Origin of the sequence: Vibrio sp. TBV020, assembly GCF_046056895.1 — a bacterium.
Classification (GTDB): domain Bacteria; phylum Pseudomonadota; class Gammaproteobacteria; order Enterobacterales; family Vibrionaceae; genus Vibrio.
The window spans coordinates 1756016-1781452 of the sequence record NZ_JBEEAQ010000003.1 but is presented as its reverse complement, the minus strand read 5'-3'; the positions used below and the strand labels follow the sequence as shown (position 1 = coordinate 1781452).

The window sequence follows — 25437 nt, the reverse complement described above, 5'->3', positions numbered from 1 at the left end:
GTTAGCTAAGAATTCTTCTAACTTTCGACATAAAATCATTCATCGTTACAAAAGCCTTTTCAGTAGATTCTTTCATACTTTCTAAATATTCATTATTCTTTTTAACTTCCGCTTTTAAAAGAGAGGAGCTTTTATTATTTGCCATAACGAAATCGTTTAAAGATTTTGATAACGTTGCTAAATGCTCGTTGTTGACCTTCATTTCATTAGCTAGCAAAGATCTATCATTGCACTGTTGAGAAATAGACTTTTCCATTTTTTCATATGACTTTGATTGCTTTTCAATCATAAGCTCTAGAGATTCGACTAGTTGTAAGTTTTGCTTGGTTAGCGATTCAAAAATTATTAAAGGGGTGACATCTCCTTCTTTAGATTGAAGGGATAGAACATTTACCTTATCTTCAATAAAATCCAGACGCTCTTTGAAATCTGCGTTAAAACTATCATTTGAAATCAGAGTGTTATTTTTTTCTTTCTGAGAATCAGAGAATGAAGTAACAACAAAATTACCAGCAACCATCGAATACGCAGAAATACCGACACCAAGTATTGAAGTCATAAATGCAAATGACATAGCACCTAAAGAAGACGATATTGCACTTAAAAGATTTTCCATGCGTTGCGCAAAGTCGGTAGCATCCGAAGTTAACGCCGAGCCGATCCCCGAGATCATATCAACCAAACCTAAGAAGGTACCAACCAAACCGAGTGATACCATCACAGAGCAAGCCATCGTTAAATGACCTTTGAACACTGAAGCACGATTACCGACCAAATTTGGAAAGACGTCCAATAGCACCGACATTATTGCTATATAACAATAAAATATGACTATTAGGTAAGTAATCTCTGGCGCTAAGTCTAAAGATGACAAGAAAAAAGATTTAACTACATCCACGTACCCAACAAGCACGAACATCAAAGAAAAAAGGAAATATCCTATGTACTTCATTGCAAAATCACTCCCAAAAAAATTCTGTTAATCCATCTTTTAGTGATGGAAAATAAACTATCTCTAAGTTATCTATATAGTTTTTTAAAACTGTACTTTCTATAAATAATAATGTGTTATATGTAATGACTGACTCATCACTATCTGAGTAGATAATGAGTTTTCTTGGCCTGTTTAGTTCAAACTCTTCATTTAATAAAGTTATTTGATTTTCGTTTAGTTTGAAAGACTTGAAAAAGTAAACTCGATTATCATTTAAAGACAAATGTGGCGCCTCTCTTTTAAAGATATCAGACACCATTTCTTGGTTTTTATACAAAGATTCTTTTCCATATTCTTTAACCGACTCAGAAACAGAGGACATTGTATTAACCATTAAAAATATTGTTACGAGCAATATCGCACTCATCGCACCAGTAAGTGCGTCGACCATAGGGCCTAAATTTTCGTCATCCACTACCTTCACTCCCTAAAATATCGATATAACAGTAGTTGAGTTTATTTGTATCAATACTAGGCTGATCATTCATCAATGCTTCTAGATTCAGACTATTGTTTGTCTTTATTGTATTATAAACCATCAAATTGTTTGCCGATTGTATATCAATATCAAAGCCAGAACTACAGCCCACTTCTAAGGACTTTGTAGAAAAACCTTTATTAATACTTAAATCATCAATTATTATATCAAGTTCGTTTATTACCTCATCTGTCACATAATAACTAGATATTGGGTATCTATATGTTGCTTCATCAATCCTAAATACTGAAGCTTCTGGCAATAATGAATCAATATAACCTACAATCAAAGTAATAAATACCAGTATTAATATACATAATGACGAAGACAAAGCTCCAATGAATCCTACCATACTGAAAAGTCCAAATCTTTGTTAAACACTGAGGTTATATATTCAAAAAATGTCATTGTATCATTAATAACATAAACAGTAGTTTTCAGACCTAATAGTCCATTTAGTTTTTTGATTGCTTCCTTATTTTCATAGAATGAAATTTTAACGTTATAATATCGACGACCTTCTTTCGAATATTCATCATATTCAAATGAATCAACACTTATATCTTTTATCTCTCCATAATAAAAACCTCTTATTCCAGGGGCATCTACCTTCACTTTTGCTTGCTGACCTATTGTCAAATAAGGTCTTAATTTTGAATCAAACTTAGCGTCAACATAAACACCATCATCGTTTCTTTTGAGGGTTAGTATCTCTGAGTTTCGCTCAATATATACACCTTTCGCGAGACCTACTTTCAACGATAAAACTGAGCCATCAATATTGGAATTAATAGTTGTTGATTGAATTCTATCTGTAACTGTATTAAATTCTGACAAGTTTGATGAAAGTTGTTCTTCAGAACGTCTCAATTCATCTTCAGTTTGGCTAATCAAGTCGAGTGTTAGCTGAGTGAAATCTTGATACGCTAATTCAACTAAGCTCTCTGCTTCATTCAACAGTAACTTACTTTCAATTGCTTGAAGTTTTATTTTTTCCACATCAAGCTTAGAGTCCAAATAACGAACTGTTTTCCCCAAGGATTCTTTTATTAGATTACTTTTTTCTTCAAGAAGAAATTCTTGATTTTTGAAGTTTCTATCCTTAATCAGGAAATCATTTCTCTTCTTAATTAGATCATTTTTTTTGAATTCATATGCCTCATATTGATTTTTTACCTTTAAGAGCTTAGAAGAACCCGTTTTATCATCTGTAGGGAAACCTTTATCAAAGGTTTCTTTTAACTTTGACAGGTCATTAGATAGCTCATCAACTCTCTTCGAATAAAAATCACTATTAAATTCTAACAACTCGCGTTTATGTCGATCTTCTATATTTCCAATAGTAAGAAGTTTCGTTCCATCTTTTACATGATCCCCTCTTGTAATATATATATCCTGAATAATCCCCGATGATGGAGAAAGTATATTAACGTTACTATCATTTATAGACAGTACGCCTTCACCTTCTGATATGACATCAAACTTAGTAATTAATGTCACATAGAGCATAAGCGATAAGACTATAAACGCCAAACAAGCCTTAATTGATTTAGTTAATAACATAATTTGCTGGTAACACCGAATTTAACGCGTAGATACGATTAACTGTATCAACCAACTCATTTTGTGCAATCAGGTAACTCATTTCTAAATCAGACAAGGATGATACATTTCGGAAAATATCTAATACAGTAGACTCATCTACTTTCATTTCATTCATTTGATTTTCAATGACGTCGGTTGTCAAATTAACTTGATTATTTACATTAGTTATTCGCTCGTTTATTAATCGATATTGCTCTTTCAAAGCAATTATTTCGATATTAATCCCATGAACGAACTCATCAAACTCAATCATTTTTTGCTTGTAAAGCTCATATTCACTTAATTGTGTTTTATAATTTGCATAATTAAGTCCATTAAAAGAAAACTGTACACCAACATAAGAGTCGCCATTGTCATCATATGTGTATCCATACACAGCCTGGTTTTCATCATTCTTCGTGCTCGATTTTTCATGTTCTTTTATGTCATGAACTGTTTGTAATTCAATCGAAAAATATTCATTACTCGACTCAGCAGTTTTCTTCTCAGCCATAAGATTTGCTTTCTTAGATAAAACTAAGAAGTTGTTTTTCATTATAGTATCAATATCAAAATATTCGTTATTAACAGACATTACAGAATCAATGTAAGAGTTGCTCAACCCATATTCATCATCATACAATCTTTTGGAAGTGATATTATCGATTTGACTTCTATATTGTTCAATTTGAGAAAGTACATTAAGTACAGATTCATCAAACTTTTTGACCGTCACTTCAGCGAATATCTTATCTGATTTTTTCAACAATCCAGAGTTAGTAGAAATATCCATCTTATCTAGTAGAACATCCATACGTTTACGATATTCTTTTGTTCTAGAAAGAAATTGCCTAGATAGTTCAATTTTCAATAAATTTAAATTTACTGTTCTGAATATTTCACTAACACTTTCATTGTACTGATCTTTAGCAGACTTTAGATAAAAATATGCAGCATCTTTTTGATCAGATGTTGTATTACTCCATAGTTTCATTTTAGCAGAAAGATCAAGTGTAAATTCTGTAAATGGCGATGGATGTCCAGGCCTATCCATTTTCTCCTTTACTTGAGAAGTAATTGAAACATTAGGTATATAATAATACTTAGCAGAATCAAAAAGATGACTTTTTGATTCGATTGCATATTTTTTTGACAAGACTTTGTATGAATTCTCGATCGAATCCTTAAATAGAATGTTTATATCTTTAGTGTAAACCGGCTCTTCAATATTTAGATTCAAATCTAGATCTAGGTTCGTAGATGCTTGTACCAAAGATGAAAAAAAGAATAAGAAAAGTGATGATTTGATGTAATTCATATCTTTTTCCATTTAGAACTTAAAACCGTAACCTAAGTATAATGACATTCCGTTATAGCCCTTGTATGGACTCCAGTCAGCCATTACCTCCCAAACACCGTAATCAAAGATAACATCTTTGAAATAAGCACCTGTTCCATAGTAAATTGCGTCTATATCGTCATCATTTGCAGTAGGATGTCGTAAGTTGAAATAACATGTAGAATAATTGGAAAAGCATTTCCCCACCGTCATAACAGGTATAAAGTCTTCTGAGACATAGTACCCCGCACCTAATGCCATATTCCAAGACCAAAAATGTCCTGTCTTATATTTATCAGAAATTAACTCACCTCGACCATAGATTCCGAAATTGCTATCCTTAATCGATTTTATGCCAGCTAAGTATACTCCGTTCGCATTGCCGGCTTTGATTCTATGAGCACCCATTCCAAATGAAACAATCGAAGGGTTGTTTTTTGATAAGAAGTCTTCATCAGACAAGTGAGAAAGAAAACCATCGTTTTCCACTGCTTGAACAGTTAAGGGAAGTGCAAATATTGAATATATTAGAATACGCATTTGAGTACCAGAAGTCCTGAGTGGCTAGCATTTAGCCATTAGTTTTTATCTGGTACTGATAGTATTAATTAATATAAATAACTGCTATAGCCAACCCCATCAGCAAGAACATTCCTACACACAAATGAGATTATATGAATTAAATGTATTCATTATTACATTAGTAAATAGTTTTACATGCATTCCATAAATTAGAACTTTAAGTATCCAATTATGTAAGAGTTAACAAAACAATTTAAGAATTACACTTTCGATATGCAATCAAACCAGTAACAAATCAGCTCGTCACATCTTTCAACAGACAACTACTGATTCAAAGCACATTACCTCTAAGCTATGCTTTTTAGGTAATTGTCTCTGTTCAGGACATTGCTGTATGTAATTTCTTTCGCCAGTCTTAAACTCATCCAAGACTTCTATGAATAAGGCTCGCAGCAATTAGACTATCTAGTTCTACTTGATTGAAGTCGTTCAAATGTAACATAGATGTTGAGCTTCATTTCCAACATTGTTAGATAAGTCATATTGTGTTACATCTTTCAAAACACTTAAGTTTTTATTTCTATTATTATTTTATTTACTACAACGTTAATTGGGGCTTGATTTTTTGGCCATTCAACCTCATAAATGTAGTTATAAACATAAAACCTTACGAGGAAGATCATGAACAGCCCTATGTTTACTCGTTCTACAAGTGCTCAAAATACACTTGAGATCAACAAAACACTTAAGAATACTTACTTCTTACTATCAATGACGCTAGTAACAAGTGCAGTAGCTGCAATGGCAACAATGGCGATTGGTATTTCACCAATGATGGCTCTTGTTATGCAAATTGCCGCTATCGGTATTCTTTTCTTCGCACTACCAAAAAGCATCAACTCATCAATGGGTATTGTATGGACTTTCGTGTTCACAACTCTAATGGGTGGCGCTCTAGGTCCAATGCTGACTTACTATGCTTCAATCGCTAACGGCCCTTCTATCATTGCTCAGGCTCTTGGCTTAACGGGCATGGTGTTCTTAGGCCTTTCAGCTTACACAATCAGCAGCAAGAAAGACTTTTCTTTCATGCGTAACTTCCTGATTGCTGGTCTAATCATCGTTATTGTTGCTGCTATCATCAACATCTTCGTTGGCTCTACTATCGGCCAACTAGCAATCAGCAGCATGTCGGCGCTAGTGTTCTCTGGCTTTATTCTATACGACACAAGCCGTATCGTACGTGGTGAAGAAACAAACTACGTTAGTGCTACTATATCAATGTACCTAAACATCCTTAACCTGTTCACAAGCTTGTTAAGCATTCTTGGTATTATGAACGACGATTAATCGTTTAAACGATTTGTACTTTAAAAGCCCGGCAGCTAAATCTGCCGGGCTTTTTCATACTTGCCATATTGTTTAATCACGGTATGCTGCGCTACCCTATTGAATATCTATGTTATTAGGATCGTAAGATGTTTGAATACAACGGTAAACAAATCGAAACTGACGCGCAGGGTTATCTGTTAGATCATACCCAGTGGGAAGAAGGAATGATTGAAATTCTTGCTGAGCAAGAAGGTATTGAGTTAACCGAAGCACATTTAGAAGTTGTCCATTTTGTTCGTGATTTTTACGTGGAATTTAATACCTCTCCAGCAGTAAGAATGTTAGTTAAAGCAATGGAAAAAGCGCACGGACCAGAAAAAGGCAACAGTAAGTATCTGTTCAAACTATTCAAACAAGGACCAGCAAAGCAAGCAACTAAGCTTGCAGGCTTACCAAAGCCCGCCAAGTGTTTATAATGCTGACGACGATTCTGTAGTTACATGCTACAGAATCTTAAACCCCTTAAATGGTTTAAATGGAATTGCAGCTCTCACCACACTATCCACTCTAGATGTTCTAGGGCCATGTTCAAGCCAATGTGCCATTACCTCAATCTGTTCAGGCAAGCCGCAAACCACAACTTCTACATCTCCATTGTATAAATTCTTAGCGTAACCACTAACTCCTAGCTTTTGCCCTTCATAGGATGTCGAATATCTAAACCCGACACCTTGAACAAGGCCTGACACCGTGAACTTCTCGCAACTTTCTTGCATTCTGTATACCTCTAATCATTACTCAGTGATATATTTAAACGGTTTTAATCTCCACCCATAATGGAAATATGGGTTTTCTCAATTGGATATAATAATTATGAAAGAAATACCATTCCGCTGGATTGACAAATATCTCATTCATCTCAAAATTCAAGAAAAGTTCTACTTGCTCTTCCTTCTTCCTTTGATCGCATTGGTCGTTCTTACACTGGTTTTGGACAACACTGCAGATCAAATGCTTAATCATCTATATCAAGATGAGTTGGTTTTGATGCGTGACCTGATTGAAGCAGGAAACCTAACTCAGACCCAAGTCACTTCAATCATCAATGGTTCTGAAACAATAACATTTGCATCAGGCAAAGGTTCTATTCCGGTCAATGGTGGTGAATTCAGTATCGCCGCTACTCATGATCAAAACCTGTGGGCATCAATGTCTACAACTCATATCACTATCGTTCTTGTTACCCTATTTCTTATTGCCCTTGGCGTTTACTACATCATGACGTTCATTGGCGGCGCAATGTTTACCATGAACAAAGCGTTGAGCACACTTGCTAGCGGTGACCTAACAAGCCGTATGAACTTCTTCAAGGTACGCGACGAATTTAGTGAAATCGCTATCACGATAGATCAGGTAGCAGAACGCGAACAAAACTTGGTTATCTCTATCCAAGAATCGATCGCTTTAATGCAGCAAATTAGCTCTGATTTAAACCAATCAAACATTCAAAGTGCGAATGTTTCAGGTACACAGCAAGAACATCTAAACTCTCTTGCCAGTGCCACAGAGCAAATGGCTTCCACTATTCGTGAAGTAGCAAACCTTGCCCATGACTCAAGCACTCAAACTGAAGATGCGAGAAGTGTTGCAACACAAGGCCAGCAAAAAGTTGGACATACGCTTAGCTCTATCTCTTTACTCTCAAACGAGATTCGCTCTGCTTCTGAAGCGGTCGCGGAGCTTGATGCGAATGCCGCTCAAATCGATGAAGTGGTTACCACCATCAACGGTATCTCTGAACAAACGAACCTACTCGCACTTAATGCAGCTATTGAGGCAGCCCGTGCAGGAGAACAAGGCCGCGGCTTTGCAGTAGTTGCTGATGAAGTCCGTGCCCTAGCAGGTCGAACTCAACAAGCTACCGTTGAAATTCAAACTATGATTGAAGCTCTACAACGCAATAGCCAATCGTTGACTCAATTAATGGAAACGACAGTGACCAACGCCTCGGAAGGTCAACAATTGATGTCTGAAGTTAATGTTGAGATTGGCTCACTCGCGGAGAAAAACCAATCTATCTCTGACAGCAGCATTCAAATCGCGACTGCAGCAGAAGAGCAAGGTGTTGTTGCAGATAACATTGCCGCAAGCGTAGAAGAGATTCGCGTCCAATCAGACAATGTCTGCAGTATGATTAATGCGACCAACTCCAATATAGAACAGCTAAGAAATCAGAGTGACCAAATGGAAGCCCTGCTTACTGGTTTAAAAGCATAAAGTCATGAGCCGCCACTAGGCGGCTCTTTTATTTGCAATTCCTATACACTTCCTTGAAAATACCCCTCCTCTAAAAACAACCTATTGAGTAAACCAATGACTCCAGCTATCTACCTAGTCAAAGGCCGAGATAAATCCCTTCGTCGCAAGCACCCTTGGGTGTTTTCTCGCGGTATTCACCGAGTAGAAGGTGAACCAAAACTAGGCGAGACTGTGGACGTTTTCTCTCACGATGGAAAGTGGCTGGCCAAAGCGGCTTACTCACCAAGCTCCCAGATCCGTGCGCGCGTGTGGAGCTTCAATAAAGAAGAGATTAATAAGTCGTTCTTTGTTAAGCGTATCCAAGACGCTCAACTTTTACGTGAAGATATCATCGAGCGCGATGGTTTAACTGGTTACCGCTTGATTGCCGCTGAATCTGATGGCCTACCAGGTATCACAATCGACAAATTCCAAGACTACCTTGTCTGTCAGCTGTTGAGTGCTGGCGCTGAGTTCAATAAACAAGTACTTGTTGAAGCCCTTCTAGAGGTATTTCCTGAGTGCCATATTTACGAGCGCTCAGACGTAGCAGTACGCAAGAAAGAAGGCTTAGAGCAAACCACAGGCGTTCTACATGGTGAAGAGCCACCTAAATCAGTGGTTATTGAAGAAAACGGCGTCAAGATCAGTGTTGATATCATCGGTGGCCACAAAACAGGTTTCTACCTTGACCAACGTGATAGCCGTCTACAGTCGATGAAGTACGTGAAAGACAAAGAAGTCTTGAACTGTTTCTCTTACACTGGTGGTTTTGGTCTTTATGCTCTAAAAGGTGGCGCAAAACGCGTTATCAATGCGGATGTATCCCAACCTGCATTAGATACAGCTAAGTACAACGCAGAGCTAAACGAATTCGATATTTCAAAGAAACGCGCTGTATTCCTTAACGCAGATGTATTCAAACTGCTTCGCGAATATCGCGATCAAGGTACTAAATTCGATGTGGTTGTGATGGACCCGCCGAAGTTTGTATCAAGTAAGAACAACCTGACTTCAGGGGCTAACGGTTATAAAGATATCAACATGCTAGCCATGCAGATTCTAAAACCAGGCGGAACACTACTAACCTACTCTTGTTCTGGCTTGATGAGTGCAGATTTGTTCCAAAAAGTCATCGCAGACGCAGCTGTAGACTCTGGCCGACAAGTGAAGTTTGTTGAACGCTTTGAACAAGCGGCAGATCACCCTACTGACAGCGCATACCCAGAAGGTTTTTACCTCAAAGGCTTTGCTTGTAAGGTGCTGTAGAAGCGAGTTACGAGCTACTTTTGGAAGGGTTGGCACTTGGTGTCAACCCTTTCTTTTTACTAATACTAAAAGATACACAACCTAAGTAACGAGTATTAAAAAGGGCCTTGCGGCCCTTTTTGTTTTAGTAGTTGGTTGTATCGTATACCTTGAGCATGTCACCTAGGATTATTGAAGCAACATCATTAAGTGAGCCACCTGAAAGCTCACTACTATATTCCGACGTGCCACCTTCGATGATAACTTTCTGGCTATTCGTACCATCAGAAATAGTTAGTTCCAGATTATCACCATTAACGGCTAGTCCAATCTCATCGTTCTCTAACAACGTAGTGATTGTATCGTTAGCGTCAGTGTGAAGCAGTTCAGAAATATCGATCTTATCTTCATGAGCAGTGAAGTCTTTAATCGTATCAACTTCACCATCACGAACACCTGTCCCCTGGTCGACGAATTTGAAGATGTCTGCGTCTTCACCACCAGTGAGGATATCATCGCTCAAACCACCAATAAGAATGTCAGCGCCAATCCCCCCTTTAAGCGTATCGTTACCGGTTCCCCCACGCAGGCCATCATTACCCTCACCACCATCTAAGATATCATTCCCGCTTCCTCCAAAGATGAGATCGACACCTTCCTCTCCATAAATCTTGTCATCGCCACCGCCACCATGCCCCAAATCGACATATGCATTTGATGCAGTACTCAGAGTCGTGAAGCCACCATATTCAGCATTATCTTGTAAATGACTTAAATCACTACCAGAACTATATACATCATCAAGCAACTCCTGAGCATTTTGAATTTTGGTCTCATGAATAGTCTCGTTATCTAGACCAAGAGCACTACTCTCACCTAGGTAGATAGTGTCGTCACCAGCACCCATTAAAACGTTGTCACCTGCAGCTCCGACGTCAATAGTAAGTCCTTCTGCAGTTTCAGCTTTAGTAAAAGTTGGAACAGGCTCATTGCTTCCAGACGGCATCCAAACAACCTTCTCATGTAAAGTGCCGGCATGGTCTGCTACAACTGTATCTACGATATCACCTTGAGATTTGCCATCAAAAACCAACGGAGCCGCTATATCAAACGTAAGATCTGCAGCAGCAGTATCACCGTCAAGATCCATTAAGGTATAATCAAAGTTAAACGAAGTGTCACTATCAACAACAGCAGCATAGAACTGATATGCGCCTGACTCCATGTTAAACACTAATGAGTGTTTATTGTCGATAAAGATTGATACTTGAGAACCCGATATTAATGAGCTAGCACCTTGTTGGTTGCCTGAAACTGATACGTCTTTGCCATCATACGAAACTGTTAGAGCACCAAACTTGATCTCAGAAACGTAACCACCATCGGATCCTAAGTCATTAGTTGCACCCGTTTGCCCGATATCTGTATTTAAATTACCTGTAGACGGTTGAATCAAGGATTGAAGCAACACTGGAGGCAACTGCGTAACATCAGGAACAATAACAGAGTCTGTGTCAATCTTCGTAGCTCCATCATAAGCAACTTGATTCAACGAAGAACCAGCACTGCCTACAAGTGACTCGCCCATGCCGTAAGCTAGCGCTGTAATACCTTTGGATTCCAAGAATTGGGTCCAATTACTCTCTTCCTCACTATCAATCGTACCGTCTGAGTTTGGAGCACCATCAGAAAGGAAATAACTAACGTTAGTAGGGTTACCACCTAATCTACCCACACCAGAGTTATCTGACCAAGCATCCATTGCCTGTTCCAAAGCTTCGTCATAGTGAGTGCCACCTCCAGCGAGTAAGCCTTCGATCATTTCAATTGCCTGATCAACAGTTAACCAATTTGAGGATGAGGTATGATCATCATCGGTAAATAACACTATCTGTACATGAGTATCTCCTAAGTTTTGATACTCATTGAGAAGTTGAGTCGCTGCGTCTTGCATAACTTGAAGGCGGGTGTCATTGCTACCGTTATATTCCCCCGTAACTGAGTCTTTACTCATTGATCCTGATATATCAAGTACTAACTGGACGTTTGCACCTTCCTTGGTCTCTACGATAACTTCGTTTGTTATATCATGAGCGTTTGGCGCGTCATCAGCGATAGGAACCGACAATGTTCCGTCTACCGTTCCACTGTTATTACTAACAGAAACACCAATGTCCATCATTACTTGTAAATCATCGGCTGGTTTAACATGGTCGATAGCTTGGTGCAAAGTTACTTCATATCCGCCTTCATTAGTGATAGTTGCGGTGATAACTGGCCCACTATCAACCGAACCAACCAATGTCTGACCATCATTTGCTGTGGTCCAAACGATCGTTTCGTCACCGGAAGTAAATGTGTCAGTAGGTGCTGTCAATGTGACATTGTCACCGTTACTGACCTCAATTGTACCAGTGAATACTGAACCTAAGTCTGTAACTTCAGATATAACCTCAGTTGCCTTTGAAGTGACCTCAGGCATAGGCTCTTTGATCGAGTCGGTGTCAATATTAAGCTGAGCGGTCTCACTCGACAGATCTCCTGAATCAACAGCTATATAGTCAATTGACTCTGAGACTTGAGCATCTATAACATCTACACCTTTGAGCGTAATATTTGAATTGGTTACTGGATTCGATGACCCATTCTGAGTCGTGTAGACTCGAATCTCCGAAAAACCGTCAGGTAAGCTGATGTTCACAGTGGCATTGCCTGAACTATCAATATCTAACGTGCCGTCATCCGCATCGAAGCTGAACGTTTTGATAACGTTGCCTTCTGCATCAAGTGCTACGACATTTATTTCACCTTGAGCAGAGTTATTAGCGTCATAATGGGCATAGACACTACCTAAGTGAATATTAGCATCCGTAACGTTAGCACCCGTTTGGCTAAAGTCGATAGAGATATACTCTTTACTCGTTACATCAAGTTCACTGTCACCGTCTGGTGATGTCGATACACCGAATCCTTCTTCGGAGTCTCTGCTATCGTAATTTAGGAACACTCCTGGATTTTCAACAACATCAGAGCCGCTTGGTTGATTTCCAGTATATAGACCTGCTGAAATGGTGATCATACCAGCATCAAAATAACTGATAGATTGGCTACCATCAGTGGTATCAATTTTAGAGACTAAGTCTGATGCAGAAAAACTTAAGGATTCAGCAATATTGTCATCGACTACATATTCAAAGTTGTCGAGATCATCATATTTATCGCCTTTAACTACCTCAATCCTAACATTATTTTCATCGACAAAATAAAGTGTACCGAAGATAGGGTCGCTTTGGATTACTAACTGCGTTTCAACTCCATCTGCATCGTCTTCGATGTCACGAGTGAAGTCAGAAAATGAGATAGATGCCGAGCCATTTGTAGTGTTTTCGGTGAACGTATCAGCTTCTGGCCCATCATTAACTGGATTTATAATGATATCTACGTTTGCAAGGTTACTTTCCAAATTACCGTCGTCAATCGTATAACCGAACTTAACCTTGCCATTGAAATCATTTGGTACAGTAATTTCTATTTGAGTACCATCAGCGCTCATTGATACCGTTGCGCCGGGAATAGCATCTCCGTTTTCATCAGTAAGTTGACCAAGCGTCTTGATTGACAACTCGGCGTGAGGGGTATCTACATCGGTGTCATTTTCTAAAACATCAGCAACTGAGATGCTTATAACATCACCTTCGTTGAATGCAAATGCGCCACTTGAGCTAACTTCAAGACCTTCCAAGTAATAGTCTGAAGAGTCACCGTTCGGGCCCGAGCTATCAGGACCACCAGAAAACTCTGTTGCTTCAAATACGATCTCATCAAATGCAAATCCATCAGTATCAATTGTGAACTCGCCTGTACTACCCGAGTCATTGGAGAAGACCCCAGTCGCAACTAAGATGCCGTTAAAGTAAGCACTCCATTTACCTTGCTCACTTGAGCCCCCCTCACTTGAGTAAAGGTGACTAACTTTGAATCTACCTTCAGTAGCTGGTTGATCTAATTTAACGCTTAATTGCTCTGATTCACCCGAATCGCGATTAAACTGAATTTGGTTAGCAGGACCACCATTAACATCATCTGATACACCAATTCCAACGCTATTAACGTCTTCATTGTTGCCTGATATACCTGTGTCTACACCATTAAAACTTGCGTCAATACTTTCTAAGCCATCGTTACTCCAAGAACCATTGGAATCGTAAGAACCAAGTGAAAGTGTGAATGATTTAGGGTCATCGTTTGCGATTGGTGCGGTGTCGTTCTCGTTGGTCAAGTTGAGCGTGATGTCCGCGGTGTCTTTATTCACACCGTCGGTCGTTTCGACTGTCAGTACGATGGAGGTTGCACTCTCGTAGTCCACTTTCGTGGTATCCAGCACGGTGATTTTACCAGTGGCTGGGTCGATGCTGAACGCGCCGTCTTCACTCGTCGTACTGCGGGTGTTGTCGCTGTGCACAAAGGTGTATTGCAGATCTTCGCCGTCCAGATCCGTATCGTTGCCTGTGCGCGCTTCCTGTACGTCGTACACTTCTGTGCTGTCGGCCACACTTTCAGAGATTGTCTTGCTGCCGTCGTTGATGACCGGTGCGTTGTCGTTCTCGTTGGTCAAGTTGAGCGTGATGTCCGCGGTGTCTTTATTCACACCGTCGGTCGTTTCAACTGTCAGTACGATGGAGGTTGCACTCTCGTAGTCCACTTTCGTGGTATCCAGCACGGTGATTTTACCAGTGGCTGGGTCGATGCTGAACGCGCCGTCTTCACTCGTCGTACTGCGGGTGTTGTCGCTGTGCACAAAGGTGTATTGCAGATCTTCGCCGTCCAGATCCGTATCGTTGCCTGTGCGCGCTTCCTGTACGTCGTACACTTCGGTGCCGTCGGCCACACTTTCAGAGATTGTCTTGCTGCCGTCGTTGATGACCGGTGCGTTGTCGTTCTCGTTGGTCAAGTTGAGCGTGATGTCCGCGGTGTCTTTATTCACACCGTCGGTCGTTTCAACTGTCAGTACGACGGAGGTTGCACTCTCGTAGTCCACTTTCGTGGTATCCAGCACGGTGATTTTACCAGTGGCTGGGTCGATGCTGAACGCGCCGTCTTCACTCGTCGTACTGCGGGTGTTGTCGCTGTGCACAAAGGTGTATTGCAGATCTTCGCCGTCCAGATCCGTATCGTTGCCTGTGCGCGCTTCCTGTACGTCGTACACTTCGGTGCCGTCGGCCACACTTTCAGAGATTGTCTTGCTGCCGTCGTTGATGACCGGTGCGTTGTCGTTCTCGTTGGTCAAGTTGAGCGTGATGTCCGCGGTGTCTTTATTCACACCGTCGGTCGTTTCAACTGTCAGTACGATGGAGGTTGCACTCTCGTAGTCCACTTTCGTGGTATCCAGCACGGTGATTTTACCAGTGGATGGGTCGATGCTGAACGCGCCGTCTTCACTCGTCGTACTGCGGGTGTTGTCGCTGTGCACAAAGGTGTATTGCAGATCTTCGCCGTCCAGATCCGTATCGTTGCCTGTGCGCGCTTCCTGTACGTCGTACACTTCGGTGCCGTCGGCCACACTTTCAGAGATTGTCTTGCTGCCGTCGTTGATGACCGGTGCGTTGTCGTTCTCGTTGGTCAAGTTGAGCGTGATGTCCGCGGTGTCTTTATTCACACCGTCGGTCGTTTCAACTGTCAGTACGATGGAGGTTGCACTCTCGTAGTCCACTTTCGTGGTATCCAGCACGGTGATTTTACCAGTGGCTGGGTCGATGCTGAACGCGCCGTCTTCACTCGTCGTGCTGCGGGTGTTGTCGCTGTGCACAAAGGTGTATTGCAGATCTTCGCCGTCCAGATCCGTATCGTTGCCTGTGCGCGCTTCCTGTACGTCGTACACTTCGGTGCCGTCGGCCACACTTTCAGAGATTGTCTTGCTGCCGTCGTTGATGACCGGTGCGTTGTCGTTCTCGTTGGTCAAGTTGAGCGTGATGTCCGCGGTGTCTTTATTCACACCGTCGGTCGTTTCAACTGTCAGTACGATGGAGGTTGCACTCTCGTAGTCCACTTTTGTGGTATCCAGCACGGTGATTTTACCAGTGGCTGGGTCGATGCTGAACGCGCCGTCTTCACTCGTCGTACTGCGGGTGTTGTCGCTGTGCACAAAGGTGTATTGCAGATCTTCGCCGTCCAGATCCGTATCGTTGCCTGTGCGCGCTTCCTGTACGTCGTACACTTCGGTGCCGTTGGCCACACTTTCAGAGATTGTCTTGCTGCCGTCGTTGATGACCGGTGCGTTGTCGTTCTCGTTGGTCAAGTTGAGCGTGATGTCCGCGGTGTCTTTATTCACACCGTCGGTCGTTTCGACTGTCAGTACGATGGAGGTTGCACTCTCGTAGTCCACTTTCGTGGTATCCAGCACGGTGATTTTACCAGTGGCTGGGTCGATGCTGAACGCGCCGTCTTCACTCGTCGTACTGCGGGTGTTGTCGCTGTGCACAAAGGTGTATTGCAGATCTTCGCCGTCCAGATCCGTATCGTTGCCTGTGCGCGCTTCCTGTACGTCGTACACTTCGGTGCCGTCGGCCACACTTTCAGAGATTGTCTTGCTGCCGTCGTTGATGACCGGTGCGTTGTCGTTCTCGTTGGTCAAGTTGAGCGTGATGTCCGCGGTGTCTTTATTCACACCGTCGGTCGTTTCGACTGTCAGTACGATGGAGGTTGCACTCTCGTAGTCCACTTTCGTGGTATCCAGCACGGTGATTTTACCAGTGGATGGGTCGATGCTGAACGCGCCGTCTTCACTCGTCGTACTGCGGGTGTTGTCGCTGTGCACAAAGGTGTATTGCAGATCTTCGCCGTCCAGATCCGTATCGTTGCCTGTGCGCGCTTCCTGTACGTCGTACACTTCGGTGCCGTCGGCCACACTTTCAGAGATTGTCTTGCTGCCGTCGTTGATGACCGGTGCGTTGTCGTTCTCGTTGGTCAAGTTGAGCGTGATGTCCGCGGTGTCTTTATTCACACCGTCGGTCGTTTCGACTGTCAGTACGATGGAGGTTGCACTCTCGTAGTCCACTTTCGTGGTATCCAGCACGGTGATTTTACCAGTGGCTGGGTCGATGCTGAACGCGCCGTCTTCACTCGTCGTACTGCGGGTGTTGTCGCTGTGCACAAAGGTGTATTGCAGATCTTCGCCGTCCAGATCCGTATCGTTGCCTGTGCGCGCTTCCTGTACGTCGTACACTTCGGTGCCGTCGGCCACACTTTCAGAGATTGTCTTGCTGCCGTCGTTGATGACCGGTGCGTTGTCGTTCTCGTTGGTCAAGTTGAGCGTGATGTCCGCGGTGTCTTTATTCACACCGTCGGTCGTTTCGACTGTCAGTACGATGGAGGTTGCACTCTCGTAGTCCACTTTCGTGGTATCCAGCACGGTGATTTTACCAGTGGCTGGGTCGATGCTGAACGCGCCGTCTTCACTCGTCGTACTGCGGGTGTTGTCGCTGTGCACAAAGGTGTATTGCAGATCTTCGCCGTCCAGATCCGTATCGTTGCCTGTGCGCGCTTCCTGTACGTCGTACACTTCTGTGCTGTCGGCCACACTTTCAGAGATTGTCTTGCTGCCGTCGTTGATGACCGGTGCGTTGTCGTTCTCGTTGGTCAAGTTGAGCGTGATGTCCGCGGTGTCTTTATTCACACCGTCGGTCGTTTCAACTGTCAGTACGATGGAGGTTGCACTCTCGTAGTCCACTTTCGTGGTATCCAGCACGGTGATTTTACCAGTGGCTGGGTCGATGCTGAACGCGCCGTCTTCACTCGTCGTACTGCGGGTGTTGTCGCTGTGCACAAAGGTGTATTGCAGATCTTCGCCGTCCAGATCCGTATCGTTGCCTGTGCGCGCTTCCTGTACGTCGTACACTTCGGTGCCGTCGGCCACACTTTCAGAGATTGTCTTGCTGCCGTCGTTGATGACCGGTGCGTTGTCGTTCTCGTTGGTCAAGTTGAGCGTGATGTCCGCGGTGTCTTTATTCACACCGTCGGTCGTTTCAACTGTCAGTACGACGGAGGTTGCACTCTCGTAGTCCACTTTCGTGGTATCCAGCACGGTGATTTTACCAGTGGCTGGGTCGATGCTGAACGCGCCGTCTTCACTCGTCGTACTGCGGGTGTTGTCGCTGTGCACAAAGGTGTATTGCAGATCTTCGCCGTCCAGATCCGTATCGTTGCCTGTGCGCGCTTCCTGTACGTCGTACACTTCGGTGCCGTCGGCCACACTTTCAGAGATTGTCTTGCTGCCGTCGTTGATGACCGGTGCGTTGTCGTTCTCGTTGGTCAAGTTGAGCGTGATGTCCGCGGTGTCTTTATTCACACCGTCGGTCGTTTCAACTGTCAGTACGATGGAGGTTGCACTCTCGTAGTCCACTTTCGTGGTATCCAGCACGGTGATTTTACCAGTGGATGGGTCGATGCTGAACGCGCCGTCTTCACTCGTCGTACTGCGGGTGTTGTCGCTGTGCACAAAGGTGTATTGCAGATCTTCGCCGTCCAGATCCGTATCGTTGCCTGTGCGCGCTTCCTGTACGTCGTACACTTCGGTGCCGTTCGCGATGCTCTCTGACACGTTATTCACGGTCGCGTCGTCGATTTCCGGTGCGTCGTTTTCTGGAGTAACGTTCACAGTTACTGTCGCGGTAGAAGTCTCGCCATTTCCATCGCTAATCGTATAGCGGAATGTCGCTTCGCCATTGAAGTTTTCATTTGGTTCAAAAACAATTTGGCCGTTAACTAACTTAACCGTACCGTTAGTACCATCCGGACCATCAATTCGTGAGACATCGACGATAGTAATTGTGTCACCGTCAACATCGTAGTCATTCGCCAACAACTCATTAGGATCAATCGTTAATGTGTGATCTTCTTTAGTAACAAGTTCAAGTGGATCGATACCCGTTACAACAATGTTGTCAATGAAAGCTCCGAGCTTATCTGAAGCACCATCTCCAGCAAAACCAATTAGCGTTTCATCAGCTTTAACTTCAAACTCCGCACTTATCTCGTACCAACCTTTGCTATCTGGCCCCTTCATACTTACGACCGAACCGTTTGGTGCTGTAAAGGTTCCATCCGCATGCAACGTAATCACAGTAGTACCTACTGTAAACGTCATATCAGATGATGAATTGCCGTCTTGGCGCGGATTGTAATCGAACTCTAGTCGAATCGACTCTTGATCCGATGTATCAACTTTCGTCGTGATAGCAGTATTTTTGTGAGGGTCTAGCTCTGCATAGAACTCTCCGTGAGAAGCATCAACTATTAAGCCATCGCGCTCAATCTCCAGTCCTTCTGTAAACTCCCAGACTCCGTTCGGATCTTTGTTCACTACCGTCCATTTTTTAGGGTTAGCCATATTCTCGAATGACTCAGAAAGGAGAACCGTTTCAGAAGGTTTATCATATGAGTCGTCAGTGGCGACTGGTCCTTCATTTACGTTGGTAAGTTCGACATGAGCCGTAGCAGTATCGATTCCGCCCTTGCCATCAGTGACTTGAACGTCTAATTCAAACTTACCAAGATCGGCATCATCGATTTCTTTGTTTAACGTAATAACACCAGAATCTGCGTCAATGGTAAATGGACCATTTATGAGGCTACCACCTGAGAAGCTGTAAGTTAGGTCATCACCATCTGCATCACCTGCCTTGACTGTACCAACTACAGTACCTGCCTTTGACATCTCAGGAAGAGAATCGAATACGTATTTATCAATACTTGGCGTATCGATACCTACACCATCATCTGAAATGAACTCAGGTGCGTCGTTATTAGGGTTAACTTTAACGGTTACTGTTGCAGTATCTACGCCACCCTTATTGTCCGTAATCGTGTATTTAAAAGTCGCTTCGCCGTTGTAGTTATCGTTTGGTACAAATACGATGTTGCCATCAATAAGAGTGGCTGTACCGTTAGTACCCTCCGGACCTGAAACAAGTTCAACGCCAATGATTTCTATAGCATCGTTATCAGGATCAAAGTCATTGCCTAGAAGTTGTGCAGGAGTAATAACCAGAGTCGTGTCTTCATCCGTTGTCAGAGCATGTTGCTCGACACCGGTAACAACAATGTCATCAATAAACGCACCGAGTCCATCCGACTTACCATCACCAGCAAACCCAAGTAATGTAGTATTACCATCTACTTCAAATTCACCGCTGACTTTATACCAGCCTTTAGCGTCCGGACCATCTAGCGTTAGGGCGTAGCCCGCAGGAGCTGTATAAGTACCATCAGCATGCAGAGTGATTACTGTGCTACCCACAGTAAATGTCATGTCTGATGATGAATTACCATCTTGACGTGGGTTGTAGCTAAACTCTACTTTGACTGTGTCTTGACCTTCAGTATCAAGTGTCGTGGTAATGGCCGTATTATTATACGCATCCAGCTCTGCGTAAAAGTCGCCTTCTGCTGCATCTACAATCAAACCATCACGCTCAATTTCAAGGCCTTCAGTGAAGGTCCAGTTTCCATCAGGATCTGTAGACACCACCGTCCACTTGTCTGGAGATGCCATGTTTTCAAATGATTCAGTCAACAGTACTGTTTCGGTATCGTCACCGTAGTTGTCATCAATAGCGACAGGGCCATCGTTGCGACCGTTGATCGTGATAGTTGCTGTCTGAGGGGTAATACCACCTTTACCATCTACCACGTTATACTCAAGAATAATTTCTTTGCTGTCGCCTTCACCTAGGTAATTAAATTCGTTTGGATCAATGATTATCGTGTGACCGTCACCAGCGATTGATAACCCTTTTGGTAATGTGTCTAGATCTGCAATCGAAAGCTCAGAGCTAGCATCAACATCATTAGCACCTTTGAGTAAGTTTAGAGTCTTAAGCGAAGCGTCCTCATGGGTGGTCTTAGTCAGCGAACCTTCGACCGTTGGCGCATCGTTGCTGCCTTTGATTTCTACTTTAATCTTGTGGCTGTCTCGCCCATCAGCGGATGTAACAACAAGAGTTTCTGTACGTACATCACCCACATCTAACTTATCGGCTTTGTCCTCATCCAGTTTGTATGTCCACTCACCCGTTTCTGAGTTAAAAGTAAATGTACCGAACTTACCTTCAAGTTGCTCTGCTGTAACGTTCTGGAATTTATCTTGGCCCGCATCTGGGTCAATGACTTTTAATGTACCACCCGCAGTTTGATCACTAATGGCATTACCATCTTGATCAATACCGGCTTCGACGACATTCAGATCTTGCTGACCTTCCACAACTATTTCAGCTCTATCGTCACGGCCATTGATGATGATTTGTGCTTCTTGAGATGTCGCTGCACCATGTTCATCGACAACATCATATTTGATGGTGATGATTTCCTGCTGTCCTGTTGTCAGATAACTAAATGCCTCTGGTGTAATCACCAACTTGTTGCCGTCTAGTGTTAATCCTTTTACAAGACCTTGAACATTATCAACCGATAGAGTCGAGTCCGCGTCTACATCATCTGCTCCTTTAAGCAGGTTGAGAGTCTTCTGTGATGCGTTTTCATGAGTAGTTTTCGTCAGTGTGTCACCGACCGTTGGCGCGTCATTGCTGCCTTTGACTTCTACTTCAATTTTGTGGCTGTCTGTACCATCCACTGAAGCGACTGTCAGCGTTTCGGTAAACGTCTCACCCTGCTTTAAAGCGTCCGCTTTTTTGTCGTCTAGATGGTATGTCCACGCACCCGTATCGCTGTTGAACGTAAAGGTACCGTACTCACCTTGCAATGCTTCTGGCGTCACCGCACCAAAGATACTCTGATTTGCGTCCGCATCCGAAACAGACAACTTACCTTCCGCGAAGTCATTACCAATCGCATTGCCGTCTTTGTCGATACCCGCTTCAATGATGTCGGCGCTTTGCTCTTTCTCTACGCTGATTTCGGCATCATCATCACGACCACGGATCACAATTTTCGCCGTTTGAGCAGTAACACCACCCAAGCCATCAATCACGTTGTACTCAAGTTTAATGACCGCTTTTTCACCTTGAGTGAGATAGCTAAACTCTTCTGGGTTGATAATTAACGTATGGCCGTCATCCGCAATACTCAACCCTTTAACCAAGCCTGTCACGCTATCGATATCAATAGATAACTGCGCGTCTTTATCTGCATCGTCAGCGCCATCCAGTAGGTCAAGCTGCTTCTGTTTCGCGTCTTCGTTTGTTCTCTTAGTCAGCGAACCTTCGACCGTTGGCGCGTCATTGCTACCTTTGACTTCTACTTCGATCTTGTGACTATCTGAACCATCCACTGACGCTACTGTCAGCGTTTCGGTAAACGTCTCGCCCTGCTTTAGAGCGTCCGCTTTTTTGTCGTCTAGTTGGTATGTCCATTCACCAGTGTCGCTGTTGAATGTAAAGGTACCGTATTCACCTTGCAGGGCTTCTGGCGTCACCGCGCCAAAGATACTCTGATTTGCGTCTGCATCTGAAACCGACAACTTACCTTCTGCGAAGTCATTGCCAATCGCATTACCGTCTTTGTCGATACCCGCTTCAATAATGTCGGCGCTTTGCTCTTTCTCTACGCTGATTTCGGCATCATCATCACGACCACGGATCACAATTTTCGCTGTTTGAACCGTCACACCACCCAAGCCATCAATCACGTTGTACTCAAGTTTAATGACCTCTTTTTCACCTTGAGTGAGATAGCTAAAGTCTGCTGGGTTGATGAGAAGCGTGTGACCATCATCGGCAATGCGTAAACCGGTAACCAGACCTGTAATACTGTTTAGGTCAATCGAGAGCTGCGCGTCTTTATCCACATCGTCAGCGCCTTCTAATAGGTCGAGCTGCTTCTGTTTCGCGTCTTCGTGCGTTTTCTTCGTCAGTGACCCTTCCACCGTTGGCGCGTCATTGCTACCTTTGACTTCTACTTCGATCTTGTGACTATCTGAACCATCCACTGACGCTACTGTCAGCGTTTCAGTAAACGTCTCGCCCTGCTTTAGAGCGTCCGCTTTTTTGTCGTCTAGTTGGTATGTCCATTCACCAGTGTCGCTGTTGAATGTAAAGGTACCGTATTCACCTTGCAGGGCTTCTGGCGTCACCGCGCCAAAGATACTCTGATTTGCGTCTGCATCTGAAACCGACAACTTACCTTCTGCGAAGTCATTGCCAATCGTATTACCGTCTTTGTCGATACCCGCTTCAATAATGTCGGCGCTTTGCTCTTTCTCTACGCTGATTTCGGCATCATCATCACGACCACGGATCACAATTTTCGCTGTTTGAACCGTCACACCACCCAAGCCATCAATCACGTTGTACTCAAGTTTAATGACCTCTTTTTCACCTTGAGTGAGATAGCTAAAGTCTGCTGGGTTGATGAGAAGCGTGTGACCATCATCGGCAATGCGTAAACCGGTAACCAGACCTGTAATACTGTTTAGGTCAATCGAGAGCTGCGCGTCTTTATCCACATCGTCAGCGCCTTCTAATAGGTCGAGCTGCTTCTGTTTCGCGTCTTCGTGCGTTTTCTTCGTCAGTGACCCTTCCACCGTTGGCGCGTCATTGCTACCTTTGACTTCTACTTCGATCTTGTGACTATCTGAACCATCCACTGACGCTACTGTCAGCGTTTCAGTAAACGTCTCGCCCTGCTTTAGAGCGTCCGCTTTTTTGTCGTCTAGTTGGTATGTCCATTCACCAGTGTCGCTGTTGAATGTAAAGGTACCGTATTCACCTTGCAGTGCTTCTGGCGTCACCGCGCCAAAGATACTCTGATTTGCGTCTGCATCTGAAACCGACAACTTACCTTCTGCGAAGTCATTGCCAATCGCATTACCGTCTTTGTCGATACCCGCTTCAATAATGTCGGCGCTTTGCTCTTTCTCTACGCTGATTTCGGCATCATCATCACGACCACGGATCACAATTTTCGCTGTTTGAACCGTCACACCGCCCAAGCCATCAATCACGTTGTACTCAAGTTTAATGACCTCTTTTTCACCTTGAGTGAGATAGCTAAAGTCTGCTGGGTTGATGAGAAGCGTGTGACCATCATCGGCAATGCGTAAACCGGTAACCAGACCTGTAATACTGTTTAGGTCAATCGAGAGTTGCGCGTCTTTATCCACATCGTCAGCGCCTTCCAGTAGGTCAAGCTGCTTCTGTTTCGCGTCTTCGTTTGTTCTCTTAGTCAGCGAACCTTCTACTGTTGGCGCGTCGTTGCTACCTTTGACTTCTACTTCAATCTTGTGGCTGTCTGTACCATCCACTGAAGCAACTGTCAGCGTTTCCGTAAACGTCTCGCCCTGTTTTAGAGCGTCCGCTTTTTTGTCGTCTAGTTGGTATGTCCACGCACCAGTATCGCTGTTGAACGTAAAGGTACCGTACTCACCTTGTAGGGCTTCTGGCGTCACCGCGCCAAAAATACTCTGACCTGCATCCGCATCCGAAACCGACAACTTACCTTCTGCGAAGTCATTGCCAATTGCATTGCCGTCCACATCAATGCCCGCTTCAACAATAGGAGCACTCTGAGGTTCATTAACAGTAATCGTCGCTTCGTCATTTGTACCAACAACCGTAATGTCGATCGTCCCTGTCGCCGTACCATCAACCGAAGTAACATCAAAGGATAAAGGAACAGGTTCTCCATCCACTAGTGCTTGAACTGCCTCACCTTCATTGTTGATCGTGAACGACCAGTTACCTTCGCGATCAACAGTGAACGTCCCGTATTCATTAATCACAGTTATTGGTTGAACAAATGCTTCTCCTGAGTCCACATCAGATACTGACAATTGTCCTGAAGCGACTGATTGAGTATCACTATCTTCAATTACCGTTCCATCGTCATCAGTGACTGTCGCTGGGTCGTTAACTGGCGTAACACCAATATTTACGATGATCGTGTCAGTGCCGCCGTTACCGTCATCAACGGTTACTTCGAAGCTGTCAGGGCCGTTGTAGTTTTCGTTTGGAGTGTAAGTCCACGTACCATCAAGGTCTACCGTGACTGTTCCGTTAGAAGGAGAAGATGTTTGTGTATACGTTAATGTGTCATTTTGGCTTGCATCGGTCGCTCTAAGCTGACCATTAATTGGGGTGTCTTCGTCTGTAATTACGGCAAGGCTCTCACCTAGCGGCGAGTTTGAAGAATCAACAAAGACTGGTTCAAATAGACGGAACTGCTCTAGTAGGGTCAAACTTTGGGTTTCAGACAAGCCAAGTGATGCAAATCCTGATGTAACGAAATCTGTAGACGCGATCGTTTCGGCACCATCACGAGCGACATCTCCAGAAGCAGTTAAGCTTGAGCCACTTTCTCCACCAGCGGCCGTTGCAAAGTCTTCTCCTAATTGCGTAGGGTCTTGACCTTCTTCTAAGGCTGCAAAGATATCATCTATCTCACTAGTAATGTCCTGAGGCACCCCGCTCTCGTCGACAACACTCACTTGAGGTGATTGTTCTTCTATAGCATACGGGTCGAATACGACTTCACCTGGTTTAGGTAGTTCCCCTTCACCTAACACTCTTAGATTACCGTTGATATCAATTACGATAACTTGGTTAATTGCTGAGTTACCCATTGCTACATAAGTACCAAATCCCATACTAAAGCCCTTTATCCTTGACTAACACAACACCTGCCTAAGATTGA

12 protein-coding genes are annotated in these 25437 nt (G+C 43.5%); 4 read left to right on the top strand and 8 right to left on the bottom strand.

The features are described from left to right. Window position 1: 1 nt before the first annotated feature. From AAFX28_RS16285 to AAFX28_RS16260, 6 genes are read right to left on the bottom strand one after another with little or no spacing between them, the layout of a single operon-like run. Entirely contained in the window at window positions 2–952 is a 951-nt protein-coding gene (locus AAFX28_RS16285) for a hypothetical protein (protein ID WP_408689193.1), read from the bottom strand. A gap of 7 nt (window positions 953–959) precedes the next feature. Continuing rightward, entirely contained in the window at window positions 960–1409 is a 450-nt protein-coding gene (locus AAFX28_RS16280) for a hypothetical protein (RefSeq protein WP_408689191.1), read from the bottom strand. Continuing rightward, complete coding sequence (locus AAFX28_RS16275; protein ID WP_408689190.1) at window positions 1402–1824, bottom strand: hypothetical protein; 423 nt, start codon at window positions 1822–1824, stop codon at window positions 1402–1404. Before AAFX28_RS16275 ends, AAFX28_RS16280 begins: the two co-directional genes overlap by 8 nt. Further along, window positions 1818–3035, bottom strand: coding sequence for an HlyD family secretion protein (locus AAFX28_RS16270; RefSeq protein ID WP_408689188.1), 1218 nt, complete (start codon window positions 3033–3035; stop codon window positions 1818–1820). The genes AAFX28_RS16275 and AAFX28_RS16270 overlap by 7 nt, the downstream gene beginning before the upstream one ends. Beyond that, window positions 3022–4374: a TolC family protein gene (locus AAFX28_RS16265; protein ID WP_408689186.1), complete on the bottom strand. Its 1353-nt coding sequence runs from the start codon at window positions 4372–4374 to the stop codon at window positions 3022–3024. The genes AAFX28_RS16270 and AAFX28_RS16265 overlap by 14 nt, the downstream gene beginning before the upstream one ends. A gap of 12 nt (window positions 4375–4386) precedes the next feature. Next, window positions 4387–4935: a hypothetical protein gene (locus AAFX28_RS16260; protein ID WP_408689184.1), complete on the bottom strand. Its 549-nt coding sequence runs from the start codon at window positions 4933–4935 to the stop codon at window positions 4387–4389. A gap of 663 nt (window positions 4936–5598) precedes the next feature. Here AAFX28_RS16260 and AAFX28_RS16255 point away from each other — a divergent pair. After that, window positions 5599–6267: a Bax inhibitor-1/YccA family protein gene (locus AAFX28_RS16255; protein WP_408689182.1), complete on the top strand. Its 669-nt coding sequence runs from the start codon at window positions 5599–5601 to the stop codon at window positions 6265–6267. Between the two features lie 128 nt (window positions 6268–6395). Further along, entirely contained in the window at window positions 6396–6725 is a 330-nt protein-coding gene (locus tag AAFX28_RS16250) for a TusE/DsrC/DsvC family sulfur relay protein (RefSeq protein ID WP_408689180.1), read from the top strand. A gap of 27 nt (window positions 6726–6752) precedes the next feature. Here AAFX28_RS16250 and yccX read toward each other — a convergent pair whose 3' ends face one another. After that, window positions 6753–7025 carry an acylphosphatase gene (yccX, locus tag AAFX28_RS16245; protein ID WP_408689179.1) on the bottom strand — a complete coding sequence of 91 codons (273 nt, stop codon included), beginning with the start codon at window positions 7023–7025 and terminating at the stop codon, window positions 6753–6755. Window positions 7026–7122: 97 nt separating this feature from the next. On the opposite strand from yccX, the gene AAFX28_RS16240 reads away from it, so the two are divergent. Continuing rightward, on the top strand, window positions 7123–8526 hold the full coding sequence (locus AAFX28_RS16240; RefSeq protein WP_408689177.1) for a methyl-accepting chemotaxis protein: 1404 nt from the start codon (window positions 7123–7125) through the stop codon (window positions 8524–8526). Window positions 8527–8622: 96 nt separating this feature from the next. Continuing rightward, the gene (locus AAFX28_RS16235) at window positions 8623–9816 is read left to right on the top strand and encodes a class I SAM-dependent methyltransferase (protein WP_408689176.1); all 1194 of its coding nucleotides are present in this window, start codon (window positions 8623–8625) and stop codon (window positions 9814–9816) included. 124 nt (window positions 9817–9940) lie between these two features. On the opposite strand, the gene AAFX28_RS16230 is transcribed toward AAFX28_RS16235, so the two are convergent. Further along, a complete protein-coding gene (locus tag AAFX28_RS16230; RefSeq protein ID WP_408689175.1) occupies window positions 9941–25390 on the bottom strand; it encodes a VCBS domain-containing protein in 15450 nt (5149 codons plus the stop codon). Window positions 25391–25437: the final 47 nt, after the last annotated feature.